Annotated in this window: 14 protein-coding genes and 2 pseudogenes; 13 read left to right on the top strand and 3 right to left on the bottom strand. The window is 42.4% G+C overall.

Annotation, left to right across the window (positions count from 1 at the left end; all coding sequences use genetic code 11):
- Positions 1-29: 29 nt before the first annotated feature.
- Entirely contained in the window at positions 30-818 is a 789-nt protein-coding gene (locus tag ACE3JL_RS08440; RefSeq protein ID WP_375329263.1) for an ABC transporter permease, read from the bottom strand.
- A 233-nt stretch (positions 819-1,051) separates the two neighbouring features.
- On the opposite strand from ACE3JL_RS08440, the gene ACE3JL_RS08435 reads away from it, so the two are divergent.
- The 3 genes from ACE3JL_RS08435 to ACE3JL_RS08425 all read left to right on the top strand — a co-directional run bounded on the left by ACE3JL_RS08435 (position 1,052) and on the right by ACE3JL_RS08425 (position 5,393).
- Positions 1,052-1,702 (top strand): TVP38/TMEM64 family protein, encoded by a 651-nt coding sequence (locus tag ACE3JL_RS08435; protein WP_271988950.1) that lies wholly within the window; start codon positions 1,052-1,054, stop codon positions 1,700-1,702.
- A 211-nt stretch (positions 1,703-1,913) separates the two neighbouring features.
- Positions 1,914-2,921: a DnaJ C-terminal domain-containing protein gene (locus ACE3JL_RS08430; protein ID WP_271988949.1), complete on the top strand. Its 1,008-nt coding sequence runs from the start codon at positions 1,914-1,916 to the stop codon at positions 2,919-2,921.
- 582 nt (positions 2,922-3,503) lie between these two features.
- Positions 3,504-5,393 (top strand): ABC-F family ATP-binding cassette domain-containing protein, encoded by a 1,890-nt coding sequence (locus ACE3JL_RS08425; protein WP_375329262.1) that lies wholly within the window; start codon positions 3,504-3,506, stop codon positions 5,391-5,393.
- Between the two features lie 29 nt (positions 5,394-5,422).
- Here the strand turns inward: ACE3JL_RS08425 and ACE3JL_RS08420 are convergent, their stop codons facing one another.
- Positions 5,423-5,893 (bottom strand): hypothetical protein, encoded by a 471-nt coding sequence (locus tag ACE3JL_RS08420; RefSeq protein WP_375329261.1) that lies wholly within the window; start codon positions 5,891-5,893, stop codon positions 5,423-5,425.
- A 120-nt stretch (positions 5,894-6,013) separates the two neighbouring features.
- On the opposite strand from ACE3JL_RS08420, the gene ACE3JL_RS08415 reads away from it, so the two are divergent.
- From ACE3JL_RS08415 to eno, 9 genes and pseudogenes are all read left to right on the top strand, one after another.
- Positions 6,014-6,277 carry a hypothetical protein gene (locus ACE3JL_RS08415; RefSeq protein ID WP_271988946.1) on the top strand — a complete coding sequence of 88 codons (264 nt, stop codon included), beginning with the start codon at positions 6,014-6,016 and terminating at the stop codon, positions 6,275-6,277.
- Between the two features lie 91 nt (positions 6,278-6,368).
- Positions 6,369-6,722, top strand: coding sequence for a metal-sensing transcriptional repressor (locus ACE3JL_RS08410; RefSeq protein WP_002766602.1), 354 nt, complete (start codon positions 6,369-6,371; stop codon positions 6,720-6,722).
- A 66-nt stretch (positions 6,723-6,788) separates the two neighbouring features.
- Positions 6,789-6,971 (top strand): 30S ribosomal protein S21, encoded by a 183-nt coding sequence (gene rpsU, locus ACE3JL_RS08405; protein ID WP_002738938.1) that lies wholly within the window; start codon positions 6,789-6,791, stop codon positions 6,969-6,971.
- A 168-nt stretch (positions 6,972-7,139) separates the two neighbouring features.
- The gene (upp, locus tag ACE3JL_RS08400) at positions 7,140-7,793 is read left to right on the top strand and encodes a uracil phosphoribosyltransferase (RefSeq protein WP_271988945.1); all 654 of its coding nucleotides are present in this window, start codon (positions 7,140-7,142) and stop codon (positions 7,791-7,793) included.
- A gap of 14 nt (positions 7,794-7,807) precedes the next feature.
- Positions 7,808-8,095, top strand: coding sequence for a hypothetical protein (locus ACE3JL_RS08395; RefSeq protein ID WP_271988944.1), 288 nt, complete (start codon positions 7,808-7,810; stop codon positions 8,093-8,095).
- Positions 8,096-8,194: 99 nt separating this feature from the next.
- Positions 8,195-8,902, top strand: coding sequence for an SIMPL domain-containing protein (locus ACE3JL_RS08390; protein ID WP_375329260.1), 708 nt, complete (start codon positions 8,195-8,197; stop codon positions 8,900-8,902).
- A gap of 151 nt (positions 8,903-9,053) precedes the next feature.
- Entirely contained in the window at positions 9,054-9,977 is a 924-nt protein-coding gene (locus ACE3JL_RS08385; protein ID WP_375329259.1) for an alpha/beta fold hydrolase, read from the top strand.
- Positions 9,978-10,019: 42 nt separating this feature from the next.
- On the top strand, positions 10,020-10,397 hold the full coding sequence (locus ACE3JL_RS08380; RefSeq protein WP_375329258.1) for a hypothetical protein: 378 nt from the start codon (positions 10,020-10,022) through the stop codon (positions 10,395-10,397).
- Between the two features lie 1,287 nt (positions 10,398-11,684).
- Positions 11,685-11,996 (top strand): annotated as a pseudogene (gene eno, locus ACE3JL_RS08375) (phosphopyruvate hydratase); the annotation flags it as partial.
- Between the two features lie 321 nt (positions 11,997-12,317).
- Here the strand turns inward: eno and ACE3JL_RS08370 are convergent.
- Positions 12,318-13,566: pseudogene (locus tag ACE3JL_RS08370) on the bottom strand (ISNCY family transposase).
- Between the two features lie 283 nt (positions 13,567-13,849).
- Here ACE3JL_RS08370 and ACE3JL_RS08365 point away from each other — a divergent pair.
- Complete coding sequence (locus ACE3JL_RS08365) at positions 13,850-15,091, top strand: aldehyde dehydrogenase family protein (RefSeq protein ID WP_375329257.1); 1,242 nt, start codon at positions 13,850-13,852, stop codon at positions 15,089-15,091.
- Positions 15,092-15,115: the final 24 nt, after the last annotated feature.

The following is a 15,115-nucleotide window of genomic DNA, read 5'->3' as shown; positions in this document are numbered from 1 at the left end:
AAACTAAAATCTGATAACTGATAACTGATTTAATCCCGTTGATGGGAGAATTGATAAGCGCCGACGATCGAGAGAAGAATAGCGAAGATTAATAAAATGGGGATAGCGAACCAAGGAAATTGATTAATATCGTAGGCTGCGCCTCTTAATGCTAGACTAGTATAGGTGAGGGGCAAGGCATAAACAATAATTTTTAATGCCCAGGGTAAGGTTTTTGGATCGAAAAAAGTTGCTCCTAAAAAAGACATCGGCACGATCAAAAAATTATTATACAGATTGACACTTTCGATGGATGTAACTCGCAATCCGACAACTGCCCCTAAACCAGCAAAGACAGCACAATTTAAGATTAAAACTAATAAAAAGAGCGGATTGAGAAAACTGGCAAATTTTCCTGTAAATAAGATAGCAACAAGAATCACTGATGCAGAAGTCATTACACCCCGCAAAATTCCCGCAAGAACTTTGCCTAAAAATAATGAGAGGGGATGGACGGGAAGTAATAATAATTCCTCGAAGGTTTTACTAAATAAGCGATCGCCGCAGATAGAAAAGGTAGTTCCCACGAAACTGATCGCCATTGAGGACAGGGCCACCATTCCGGGTAAAATAAATTCTAGATAAGAATCGCCGATCGAGGGTTTCATCGAGCGATCGAGGGCGCTTCCCAACCCCAACCCGAAACCAATAATATAGATTAGGGGAGAAATTAGACCTGTAGCGGCGATCTGAAGGACTCTCGCCCGTAAATCTAACCATTCTCCCCAAAATACGGTTAAAGTGTCTGTTAATATCGTCTGAGCTTGAGCTAGTTTCACTGGTATTTTGGTTAATTAGTAAATATACTTTTAATAATAATTAACAATTGTCCCCTTTTTCAAGAGTTGGCTTTTCAGACCAGAAAAATAATTATCGTCAATTAGTTGAACATGATGCTACTTAGGGTTTGTGGCAAAAGCGGATTTCTGCTATATTTTTGGCAACAGGGAAGTATAGACCCCGGCTGCATCTTGTGTTTTGCAACCCGAACTTAGCCAAAAATTGCCGTTAAATGTCTAAAACTAAAAGTGGTGTCATGATCCTAACCATAATTTGTATTATGGCCACGGCGATCGGAGTTTATCTGATCGGTGGTATCGACTCCCAACAATTACAGATTTGGTTAAAACAAATGGGAATTATCGCCCCCATCTTGTATATTATTCTCTATACGATCGGGACAATTTTAATTCTGCCTTCTACCCCCTTAAACCTTAGCGGTGGGGCCATCTTTGGGGTGGTTATGGGAACAGTTTGGACAACGATCGCCGCTTTGGTTGCCGCTATAGTTGCCTTTGCGTTTACCCGTACTATTGGCCGGGAATATACCGCCAAAAAATTTCAAGGAAAATGGCAAGCGATCGATGCAGAAATGCAGCAAGGGGGACTATTTTATATGTTTGCTATCCGTCTATTACCGATTATTCCCTACGGTATTGTTAACTTTGTTGCAGGATTAACTTCTATTCGTTTTCGCGATTATTTTATCGGTACTTTATTAGGCACTGTCCCCGGAATTTTACCCTTTGTCATGATGGGTGCGGGTTTAAAATCTCTAGGAAAAGGCGATATACTGCCCCTAATGATGGCTTTTACCCTCATTGCTTTGTTAGTAGCTGTGGGAACTTGGTATCGTCGTCGTCGGCAATTCCCCTTTCAGTGATCAGTTATCAGTGATCAGTTATCAGTTATCAGATTGGAGTTTTAAGTAGATAGTGTTAAGTGAAAACTTCGGCACTTTATTTTCACTGATCACCGGTTACTGGTTACTGTTAACCGATCACCGATCACTGATTCAAGCCTGACAGCGATAAAATTAAGTTAGATTAGGAATATCCCGACTGAATCCTCATTGCTAAGGAGATAGCGTATCAATGCCTGCCGCAGATTATAAAGATTATTATGCCGTTCTGGGAGTAGGTAAAACTGCCAGCGCCGAAGAAATTAAAAAAGCTTTTCGCAAATTAGCCGTCAAATATCACCCCGATCGCAATCCTAACGATAAAAGCGCCGAAGAACGTTTTAAAGAAATTAGTGAAGCTTACGAAGTCCTCTCCGATAGCGAAAAACGCCAAAAATACGATCAATTTGGACAATATTGGCAACAGGCCGGGCGATCGAATAGACCCAGCGGCAATGGGGGGGTTGACTTTGGTTCCGACGGTTTTGACTTTAGCCAGTACAGCACCTTTGATGATTTTATCAATGAACTGCTCGGTCGCATGGGCCGCTCCGGCGGTACTCGCCCCGGTTCCCATTCCTACGGGACTCCGGGGGGAGGATTTGGCGATTTTAGCAATTTTAACGACTTTGCCGGCGCTCGCACTCCACCGCAATCGGTCACTTCTGGTATCTCCACCGCTAAACTGCGTCTGACTTTTGGGGAAGCTTTACGAGGAGTACAAAAACGGGTTAATTTAGCCGGAGAAATGATCGATATCAAAATCCCCCCAGGAACCAAAACCGGTAATCGTCTCCGGGTAAGAGGTAAAGGACTAATCGATCCCTTGAGTAAACAACGGGGAGATCTATTTCTCGATGTGGAATTAGAACCCCATCCTTTCTTTACTTTTGAAGGCGACAATTTAACCTGTGAAGTGCCGATTACTCCCGATGAGGCGGTTTTAGGTACAGCGATCGAAGTTCCTACCCCCGATGGCCTGGTGACGGTAAAAGTTCCCGCAGGTATTCGTTCCAGTCAATCCCTACGCTTACGAGGTAAAGGTTGGATCGATAATAAAGGACAACGCGGCGATCAATTAGTCAAAATTGTCATCGATACTCCCAAACAGTTAACGGCGATCGAACGAGAATTATACGAGAAAATTAAATCTCAGCGTACCACTGATCCCCGTCGTCATCTCAAACAGGTGCAAATTTAAGTTCCTAGCTATACCCAGAGCAGTTATCTTGTCACTAAAACCGGGGGTGCGTTAGACGGCAAAAATTGCTGTTTTGACTTCAAGGTAACAATCCATCGTAACGCACCACCTATCCCTTGAACTGAACGATTTTATTTAGGACTTGCTGAATAAATCTAAAAACCTTACTTAGTATGGTTCAATAGGGGAGCATAAATCGACTGCATAACACAAACCGAAGAGCCAAAACCTTGTTGGGTAAAACTTTTAGGCTTTTTGGAAATCAAAAAGTGCCAGTTTTTGGAAGGATCGGGGGGAAATTTTCGGAACTTTTGGCTCTCCCAGGTTTGGTGAGTAAAATGTATTCTAAGATACATTACTCCTAGCGAGGGGGTGGAGCGAACCACAAAGACACAAAGGACACAAAGATCGATCACATTGTAAGTTAAACTTATCACACAGAACCTAGAAGAGCCAACTTTTTTCCTGAAAATTAGGTAATTTACCAGATGCAAATGGTATTAGTTGGTTAATTTTTTGAAACCACGCTGCTTATATTAGTCGAGACATTACAATAGAAAAGAAGGATTATTCCCAGAAATCATGACACTGCTGACGGTTCGATCGCTCAAAAAAGACTTCGGTATCAAGGAAATTCTCAAAGATGCCAGTTTTAGCCTCGATGATCGCGATAAAGTCGGCCTGATCGGTACAAATGGATCGGGAAAATCGACCCTATTGAAAATGATCGCTGGTTTAGAATCGATCGATGGGGGCGAAATTCAAATCAATTCGGGAATGAAAATCGTCTATTTACCCCAGCAACCCCAGCTAGACAACGATAAAACGGTTTTAGAGCAGGTTTTCGCCGATAGTGGCGAAAGCATGACTTTAATTAAGGAATACGAGGAATTGTCTGATCGCCTTGTCCATGAGCCAGAAAATCTGGATACTATTATGGAACGTTTGTCAAGAATTTCGCAACAAATTGATAAACTTGCCGCCTGGGATTTAGAAACCAATGCTAAAGTTATTTTAAGCAAACTGGGCATCGATAATTTTAATGCTCGCGTGGGAGATTTATCGGGGGGATATCGCAAAAGAATCGCCATCGCTACCGCACTTTTAGCCGATCCTGACTGTTTATTGATGGATGAACCCACCAACCATTTAGACGCACTTTCCGTGGAGTGGTTACAGAGTTATTTGTCCCGTTTTCGGGGAGGATTATTATTAATTACTCACGATCGCTATTTTCTCGATCGAGTGACTAATCGCATCATTGAAATCGATCGGGGAGACTTATCTACTTATGGGGGAAATTACGCTTATTATCTAGAAAAAAAAGCTTTAGCGGAAGAATCGATCGCCAGTAGTCAACGCAAACACGCGGGAGTTTTACGACGGGAATTAGAATGGTTATCCCGAGGACCAAAAGCTCGCAGTACCAAACAAAAAGCGCGGATTGATCGCATTCAGTCCATGGGTAATAAGGAATTTAAACAGGTGGAAGGAAAAGTCGATATTGCCACCGCAGGAAGACGCATCGGCAAAAAAGTTATTGAACTAGAAAATATCTCGAAAGCTTACGGAGATCGCACTTTAATTAAAGATTTTACCTATATTTTTACTCCCGAAGATCGCATCGGTATTATTGGCAGTAATGGGGTAGGAAAATCTACTCTCATGGATATTATTACCGGGAAAACTCTTCCCGATTTAGGCAAGGTTGACATCGGTTCCACTATTCATATTGGTTACTTTGATCAACAATCCGATGATCTCAATATCAACGAAAATCAAAGAGTGATCGAATATCTGAAAAGTGTGGCCGAATTAGTCAAAACCCTAGACGGCAGCGTGATTACCGCTTCCCAGATGTTAGAAAAATTTCTCTTTCCTCCCGATCAACAGTATGCACCAATTTATAAACTTTCTGGAGGAGAAAGACGACGCTTATTTTTACTACGAGTTTTGATGAGTGCGCCTAATGTTTTAATCTTAGATGAACCCACCAATGATCTCGATGTGCAGACTTTAGCAATTTTGGAAGAATATTTAGAGGACTTTAACGGTTGTGTGATTGTCGTTTCCCATGATCGCTATTTTCTCGATCGAGTAGTTGATACTATTTTTGCCTTTGAAACCGGGGGTAATATCCGTCAATATCCGGGTAATTATTCCCTTTATCTCGATCAGAAAAAAGACGAGGAGGAACCAAAAGAAAAAAAAGTCACCCCAAAAACTGTTAAAGCTTCTCCCTCACCCATCAATAAAAAAATCTCTTTTAAAGAGAAAAAAGAATACGAAGACATCGAAAAACAAATACCAATTTTAGAAGCAAAAAAAGCTGAAATTGAACAGGTACTTTATGGAAAACCCCTAGAAGATTTTACCAAAATAACCGCTCTGACCGAAGAATTAGCTCAATTAAGTCAAAAAATTGATAATTTAACCGATCGCTGGTTAGAATTAGCAGAAAAATCAGGCTAGGATGATCCCTACTCTCCCGATCGATTGAGTTAAAACTGAGTGATAATTTCTGGTGAATCATCCTCATCCATGATCAGATCTGCCGACTCCACCCGCAAGAGTGCCAAATTATCGTTAACCACCCCTTGAAGATAGATTTCCCCCATCCCTTCACCCCCTAGATCGATCGAGCCAAAAACTTGACCAGTTTTGGTATTAAAATTAAACTGAAAATAATTAGCCGAAGAAATTCCCCCGCTGACATTATCGTATTTAGCGATCTCTTGACCACTGTTATCATAAAAAGATACTTGAAAATTTTCTAAAACTTGCGTTTTTCCCGAACCTTTTTCCGAAAAGATAGCTGGGGCCGTTTTTTCATCATAACTAAAAGAACCTTTAGCTGTATAGCCTTGATTTCCCGACCATTGAAAATCGATCGTCATCGCTAAAACCCCTTGGCTATTCATATTAGCAACTAAAAGCCAAGCTAATAGTAAAGTCAATATCATCTTTTTCATAGTCAATCTAAACTATCATTAGTAGGTTATTTCAGTGATCAGTGATCAACTTTTTGCTTCCCACACCCTACACCCCACTTTCCTATACATTTTAAACAGGATTTAGTATCACTGATCATCATGAATAGGGCTAATTTTATCCGACAAAGAGCGATTGACAAAAACTGGCACAATTATCAATCGCAGTGTCAGATTTTGCGATCGCAACTTGGTTTTAATCAAGTGCCTTGCTCCCGTCCCCAAACCTGCACCGGTTGTCGTCACTACCACGGTCAATCCTACGGTCAGAGTCGAGAAACCCGTCAGCGTCTAATTTGTGGATTTCATCCCTCCGGTTGGAATCAAGGCGAAAATTGCCCGGATTGGCAAAGCGAAGACCCTTGAAGCGAAATTTAACCCAGACAAAACCATCCTAGGGGCTGGGGGTTCGCAACTGTGGCACACTAGAAAGTAGAACTGAATTGACAGTAAACCCTTGACTAATCAAATTACCCCTTTCGACCCCCTTCACAACCACGACGAGACGGGCCATGACCACGAGTCAAAAGGGACTCCCCACGTCCATAGCGAAGCTTCCCTGAAGCAAATTATTAACCGTCTCTCGCGGATCGAAGGACATATTCGCGGCATCAAGACGATGGTATCGGAAAATCGCCCCTGTCCCGAAGTTTTGATGCAAATTGCCGCTATTCGCGGGGCGATTGATCGCGTTGCCAGAATTATTCTCGACGAACATCTGAGCGAATGTATTGCCCGAGCTGCCCAGGAAGGTAGTATCGAGACAGAAATCGAAGAATTAAAGGCCGCCTTGGATCGCTTTTTACCCTAGATTATGCTATAATGAGAAGTTGGCATTTTTTAGGCAGAGAGCAGTTACAGGAGGTGAATTAGGTTAATGACCCAAGTGGTAGTTGGTCAGAACGAGGCGATCGAATCAGCCCTGCGTCGTTTTAAGCGACAGGTAGCGAAAGCGGGAATTTATGCGGATATCAAAAAGCATCAATTTTTTGAAACCCCTCAAGAAAAGAGAAAGCGTAAAGCAGTAGCCCGGAGACGACAAAGAACCCGTCGTCGTTAAAATTACCCAAGTCAGAAGCAACTCACAAGCTTCTGGCTTGCTTTATATTTTAACCCAGTTTTGGGTGTTAGGGGAGAAGGGAAAAAAAAGGTGATAACTGATAACTGAATCCCGACGGCTTTTTCCCTTAAGATAAAGTTTAGCCCTCGATCGAGTTCTAGTGTTTTCATGGTTTTACAACTGCGCGTCTATGTTCCTGAACATCCTCTAGTTAAGCATTGGTTAGCGATCGCTCGTGATCAAAATACCCCCTCGGTACTGTTTAAAACAGCGATGACGGAACTAGGGCGCTGGTTAACCTACGAAGCGGCGCGGCAATGGTTGCCGACCCTGGAAACTAGCGTTAAAACCCCTCTAGCGGAATGTGCCGCTACTTTTATCGATCCTAGCGTACCGATCGCCGTAGTCCCGATTTTACGGGCAGGATTAGCTCTGTTGGAAGGGGCCCAAAGCCTTTTACCTCTAGCTAGTACCTATCACCTCGGTTTGGCCAGAAATGAGGAAACCTTAGAGACGAGTTGTTATTTAAATAAATTACCTGCCAGTTTTGATCCGGCCACGAGAGTCTTAATTCTTGAACCGATGTTAGCCACAGGGGGATCAATTTCAATGGCAATGGCAGAAATTACCCGCAGAGGCGTTGATCCTGCCCTGATTCGCCTGATTTCCGTGGTGGCTGCTCCGCCAGCTTTACAGAAATTGAGTCAAAATTATCCCAGTTTGAACATTTATACGGCTATTATCGATGAAGGATTAAATAGCCGCGGTTACATCGTGCCGGGGTTGGGCGATGCCGGCGATCGAGCTTTTGGAACCTATTAGGAGAAAAAGGGATTATGAGTCAGCGAGATGGGTTTACGGGCGGTTTTTTAGCCGGTGCGATTGTCGGTGGTTTAGTGGGCGGTGTTTTAGGGACGGTGTTGGCTAATCGCAGTCGTCGCAGTTTGGAAGATGCCGACAATCAATCTTTTTTGGAGAGCATCCGCAATGGGCGCTTGACTCCAGAGGAAGGCATGGAAATGGCCCGCCGCAGTTTAGAAGATAAAATTGCCCAGTTAAATCTAGCGATCGATGATGTGCGTCAACAGTTAGAATCGGTAGATGAAAACGCCAGCGATCATTAAACAGACCTTTTAAAGTGACAGAAAAGGGATAATCTTCCACTCAATTGCCCAAAATAAACACTAGAATCGATATATAGTATCGATCGCTACGGATTTTTCATGAATTACAAAAAATTTTGCTTGGCTTTTTTACTGTCCCTTATCCTCATCAACACCGGATTAGTTATGCCCAGCTACGCAAACCCAAGAGAATTGAGGACAATTACCGTGACGGGAGAAGGAATAGAGAATATCGCCACTTCTCAAGCAATAGTGCGCTTAGGGGTAGAAGTTCAAGGCAAAGAAGCGGGTAAGGTGCAGCGGGAAACCGCCAATCGTAGCGATGCGGTGGTTAAATTTCTCCGTTCCCGTCAAGTGGAAAAATTGGAAACCACCGGCATTAGTTTACAGCCCAATTACGACTTCAGCAACAACCAAAGACGTTTAATCGGTTATATCGGGGCTAATTTGATTAGTTTTCAGATTGATATAGCCCAAGCGGGGAGTTTAATCGATGAAGCGGTGAAAGTCGGGGCAACACGCATCGATGGGGTAAGTTTTACTGCTGGGGAATCAGCGATCCCAGCTGCCCAAAGAACCGCTCTCATCAAAGCCACGGAACAAGCTAGAGAACAGGCCACAATCGTGTTACAGGCCCTCGGTTTAGTCCCGAAAGAAACGGTTTCTATCCAAGTGGGTAATACCAGTAATCCCGTGCCAATAGCCCGCTCAGAAGCGGTTTTTCGGAGTGCCGATGCTGCCAGTAGCCCGGTTATCGGAGGGGAACAAACCCTGCGCGCTGCTGTCACCCTCGAAATTAGCTATTAATATAACCTTTAGCTATCAGTTAAGCTGTACTGCATTTAAACTGCCTATTGAGTATTTTAGTACAAATGCTCGAACTCTCTCTCCTCGCTCTCCTGCTCCTGGACAGTCCTAACGAGTAATTTAGATAGTCAACAGCTTAAAATCAGCACCGATGCTCGGAAAATCTAGAAAACTTTCGCCCTCATCCGTGAATTATCCTAACTTTTTACCCACTTTTAGCGAGGGATTGAGCGAAGATACCTCCCTTGCTCTCCTCCAGAATATCCAACAAATTGCCATCGATAGCCCCATCTATCCTCGATCGATTCTAACCACCTATAGTCAACAAGGGCAAGGTCAACCGCCTTTTCTCCTCCTGCACGGTTTTGATAGTTCCCTACTGGAATTTCGGCGTTTACTACCTTTACTTGCCCAAAATAGGGAGACTTGGGCGATAGATCTACTCGGCTTCGGTTTTACTGAGCGATACCCAGATTTAGAAGTATCTCCCAAAACTATTAAAAGCCATCTTTACCATTTCTGGCAAACTGCGATCGCCGAACCGATAATTTTAGTCGGTGCTTCCATGGGGGGTGCAGTGGCCCTGGATTTTGCCCTCTCCTACCCAGAAATAGTGGCGAAATTAGTCCTGATTGACAGCGCCGGACTAGCTAATCCCCCGGTTTTGGGTAAATTGATGTTTTCTCCCCTCTATAAGTGGGCAACTAATTTTTTAGCTAATCCCCGCGTGCGTCAAAATATCAGTCGTACTGCCTATTTCGATGCAACTTTAGCCACTGTTGATGCTTGCACCTGTGCTAATCTGCACCTGAATTGTCCCCACTGGAGTGAGGCTTTAATCTCCTTTACCAAAAGTGGCGGTTATGGGTCATTTTTACCAAAATTAAGCCAAATTAACCAAGAAACTCTGATTATTTGGGGAGAAAACGATCAAATCTTAGGCACAAAAGACGCGGAGAAATTTCAGCAGGCCTTACGTAATAATCAACTGGTCTGGATTCCTCGCTGTGGCCATGTTCCCCACCTCGAAAAACCAGAACTTACCGGGGCTGCAATAGTTAAATTTGCGAGCTAAAAACTTATAATGGGATTATTTGACCCTATAGTGCCAACTTTTATGAAATTTTTGCCGATCACCCTCGCTGCATTCAGCCTTCTGAGTTTATCTGTCAATATTCCTGCTACCGTAGCCACACAACAGCTTTTTTGTCGAGGCCGCATGAATAACGGTTGGTCCTATTCTGCAGAATTTATCAATGGACGTTTTGAGCGCATTCGCTGGACAAGCTCCAGTCAACCTCCCCAAGTTTCTAGTCTTAGTTTTAAAAATACTAACAACAAAGGACAACCGATTTATCGTGGCAGTTTATTCTCCGCAGTCAGTGTGACTCTGATAGACTTATCGAAAGGAGATGTCCGTCGCGGTTCCCAAATTTCCGTGGGGGTGGAAGAATGGGGGTGGTCGCGAGGAAACTGCGGTCTTTCTAACCGATAATTCCCAGAACTATCCTCATTTCAGTAATCGATTAGTGGACAGTCTTGATTAGACTTCTTGCATAATTTTTTCATGGTAAGCTGTTCCTATGAAAAAGTTTGTTGGTGGGGCTAGGAGTCAGTATCAGATCGTCGGTCAGGGAAGTCAGAATAACAGAATGACCTCGCGAACTGGGAAGTAGAACCCTTTGCAATCGACAATGAAAGTGCAAGGGTTTTGAGTCTCTATTTCGATTGCTCAACGTCTTTTTCTTGCACTTTTTAGGCTAAAAAGTGCCAAAAACGTTTCCTAGCAAGGCTTACAGTAATTTTTAGCAAGCCCTAGTTAAAGCTTTGAATCTGAAGCTTTTGTTAAGTACCTAAGCAAAATTAATTACACATATCTAACCACCTCTTGCCTATCTTCACTAGGAAATTAATTTTGCACGACTACTTATCATTAAACTAACGTCAGTTCGCGATAAGGGTGGAAAGAAAGAGCGGGGGCTAGTAAGCTGAAAAATATATAAACTAAGCACTATTTGAACCTAAATTAGAAAAGACAAGGCTTTAGCCCGATAATAAAGCTCGTAAACGCAGTAAAATGACTCTCTTAGGTTTGGTGGGCAAAATGTATTCTAAGATACATTCTTTCTGGCGAGCGAGTGGAAGGAACCACAAAGACACAAAGGACACAAAGATTGATCGATCCTCTGTAAGTTAAACTTATCACACAGAACCTAGAAGAGCCGTAAAATCTTGACTTTGAGCGAAATTATAGCGTTTCCTAAGCTAGTGAGGTCAACATAGGCGTTGTCAGATCAGAATATGAAAGATGCCATGCAATCCTTGCTACCCTTCGACCCCTTCGACCCCTTCAAGTTGGCGCAGGGCAAGTCAAGGTAATTTCAGTTCCAAGCTGATTCGGATCATCTTTCAATTTGACAACGCCGAATTAATCCCATTTTCTCGGAAAATAACATGAAGAGCGACTGAGCTTTTGCGCCCGTTTTATTTGAGATGGACGGAACTCCCGTGGATAAAGTCCCTTTGCACTAGCGAATATGGTAAGAGTTTAGCCAAACAAACGGTCTTAATCTATAGTTGTTCTTAAACTTAACATAATAAAACTGGTATATAAAATAAGGAAAGTGCCTGGATTGTTGGACAACCCTATTTTGATGGGGTAGCATCAGAATCATCGAATCCATGACAAGCGACCAAGGCCCGCAGAGCTATTTTGTCTGGGGGTCTCTCTAAGGGCAGACTAGATACCCTTGAATATTCTAATCAAGTAGGAGTAAAACCGATGGACGCAAGCATTCAAACCATTTATGCCCGACAAATTCTCGACTCTCGTGGCAATCCGACGGTTGAAGTCGATGTCATTTTGGCAGACAACAGCAAGGGTCGAGCGGCAGTACCTTCTGGAGCATCTACGGGGAGTGGGGAAGCGCTGGAATTACGGGATGGCGATCCTACTCACTACGGTGGCAAGGGCGTTCTCAAAGCGGTGACCAACGTCAATGGTGCGATCGCTGCTGCCCTCAAGGGAATGGATGCCACTGACCAAAGTGCCGTCGATCAGAAAATGCTAGAGTTAGACGGCACTGAATTTAAGCAGCAATTCTCATTTTGAAAAAAATCAGATAAAATTCTCTTATTTAAATAGAGAACTTGTGTAGAAGCATGATTTTTTGACAGATAATTATCATCCAAAGCTGGAGATAGACAGGTTTTAAGAACTTTGTCCACAAAAAATCGATTTCAACTCATAAATCTGGATGAAATTCTAACAAAATTTTTAGTTTTTTTATGAACAACTTTCTTTTTTTTCTTCAAGAGTTCTGACATTTTTAACTAGAATTTACTTTTTTAAATGGGACATATTCGGTTAGAATAAATGAGAAAAATTCCGACCAATTCTTAAACCAAATAAATTTTAATAGGGTACGAATATCATTAAAGAAAGAAGTCCTAGTTACTAATAGCTCACGAATCTTTTGATAGGTGTAATTAACTAAATCCAACACGGTATGAAATAAAAAAGCTAGTAAATTCAAAGACAATAAGAACTCGCACAAATGATTCTGACCGTGACCAAAGTTATGCTCTAAATTATAACCATGATTTTTAAGAACGTTATTGCCTTCATTTTCAACTTTCCATCTGCTACGTCCAGCTTTGACAATTTCTTCGACATTATTTTCCGTGATTTTATGATTAGTTATCCAATTATTTTGGTAGATAGTTTTCTGGGTTTTTTCATTGATAACAGTCACTTCACACCAATTAACTTCGAGACTTGAGTCCCCCTCTCTTAAGGGAACTCTAGAAGCATAACGATAACGATAAATTAGATTTTTTCGTCCATCCCATTGTTTCTTTTCAACGGTCCTAACTTCGCCACTTTTTTCTAAAAATTCTAGCCATTCATATAAAGTTTTATGCGACGTTTCCAAACAAACAAAAATAAAATTATAACCTTGTTTTACCGCTAATTTACAAACAGGTTCGTGAGAATATAAGTCGTCTCCTAAAAGAGTTACAGGATAACCATACTTATTTTTATGATTCCTATTTAACCATCTTTTAATGGCCGCATTTTCACAGTCTTGTTTTTGATGTCCATCTTGTTTTTTAATGAATTCTGGCTCTAAATTAATTACTTGTTTTTGCTTAGGAGAAACTACTATCGGTGTGACACAGCCATGAAAATAAGTTGTAGTTCCATTTCGATGATTACGACAGTTACAATGAGGGCAATTAATTTTCTTGGATGAGAAATATTCTGTGCCATCTAACGCCACTAATATTTCTCCATCTAAGTAGAGAAACTTTTTCAAAACTCCCTTTTCTTTTAACCATTCATAGACTTTTTGAAAAGTCCTAGAGATATTAGATGCTGGCACTGGATCTAGCAAATTTCTTATTTGATTATCCCCAGGAATTTTTTTAATTGAAAATAAACTTTCAGCATTATCTTTTCCCTTATTGCTTTTCATTAAACGTTGATGGTCTAAAAAAGACGGCGACTGAGTAAAAAAGACTGAAAATGCAGCCATCACGGCATCTTTTATCTCATATTTTCTATTATTTCCAGGTTTCCTCTCATCGGGTAAATCATCTAATTCTTGATGGAAAAATTGCATTAATTCCGAAATTTCTAGGGTTGCCGCTTTTTGAGCCATCTTGGAATAATTTGACGTGCCGGTGGATTTCTATCTCACCCATTTTACCTTAGCTGACAATAATTATAAATTTTTATTTCCCTTGAATTCTCTATTCTAAAAACAGAACTATCTTCCTGATTTAACCCTGTTCGTTCTCAGCCAACCTCTTTGATTGCTTGGGTATTTATACTTAATTTGTCTAGCCAATTGTTTTTTTTATTGTTCGCCTCTTCTAGAAAATAGTTGCTTCGTACTATATTTTCCTTGCCAAAATCGGGGTTAATGCTCTATTTATTTCAAAATGAGAATTGCTGCCGATTCGCAGAAGGAATTCGACCGCACCCTGGACTATATCCGCGATACCATCGATGCCCTAAAAAATCTCGATCGCGTCTCTTCCCGGTTTGAAATCGTCGAGGGAGTCATTGGACAAATTCGGCGAGCTCCCTTGGGTGTGGTGTTGTGTATGGGACCGTCTAACTATCCCTTGAACGAAACCTTCACCCTACTGATTCCCGCTCTAATTATGGGGAATACCGTAGTGGTCAAAACGCCCCGACCCGGCACCCTACCCCTCTATCCCTTGCAGTCGGCTTTTCAGAAAGCGTTTCCCCCCGGCGTAGTCAATATCATCTATGGTTCTGGACGCACCGTGACTCCGCCCCTGATGGCATCTGGTTTGGTCGATGTGTTGGCCTTCATCGGCTCGAGTCGGGCAGCCAATAGCTTAGAAAAGCAACACCCCAAACTTAACCGCCTCCGCACCATTTACGGATTAGAGGCAAAAAATCCCGCCATTATCCTGCCCGATGCTGACCTCAATTTGACGGTTAAGGAATGTATTTTAGGAACGCTTTCCTACAACGGGCAACGGTGTACGGCATTGAAGATCCTGTTTGTACATCGCCAGATTGCTGAAGCGTTTATCGAACAATTTAGGTTGGCGGTGAATAACCTCAAATTTGGGATGCCCTGGGATGAGGGGGTGACGCTAACACCTCTGGCAGAACCGGGTAAGCCTCAATACCTAACGGAATTGCTGGAAGATGCTAAAAAATTCGGCGCAGAAGTGGTCAACGCTGGAGGGGGAACGATCAGGGAAACGTTTTTCTATCCAGCCGTAGTCTATCTGGTTACGGCTCAAATGCGCTTGTACCATGAAGAGCAGTTTGGTCCGGTGATTCCCGTGATGCCCTATGACGATTTGGAAACTCCCATCAACTACATCGTCAATTCCAACTACGGTCAACAGGTCAGCATTTTCGGTCAAGATACCGAGGCGATCGCTACCCTGATTGATCCCTTAGTCAATCAAGTCTGTCGAGTTAACATCAACAGTCAGTGTCAAAGGGGACCGGATACTTTCCCCTTCACCGGTAGGAAAGATTCGGCGGAAGGTACATTGTCGGTGAGCGATGCTTTGCGCTCGTTCTCAATCAGGACGCTGGTTGCGGCGAAGGAAACTGACTTAAACAAATCTTTGATCACTCAAATCCTCAAAGAACGCCAATCTAATTTCTTGTCAACCGACTTTATTCTCTGAATCTGCAATTGTACCCTTCTCGTT

This window comes from Microcystis sp. BLCC-F210 (assembly GCF_042134685.1).
Lineage (GTDB): Bacteria > Cyanobacteriota > Cyanobacteriia > Cyanobacteriales > Microcystaceae > Microcystis > Microcystis aeruginosa_D.
The sequence above is the reverse complement of the archived record's forward strand: the minus strand, read 5'-3'. Positions and strand labels throughout refer to the sequence as shown.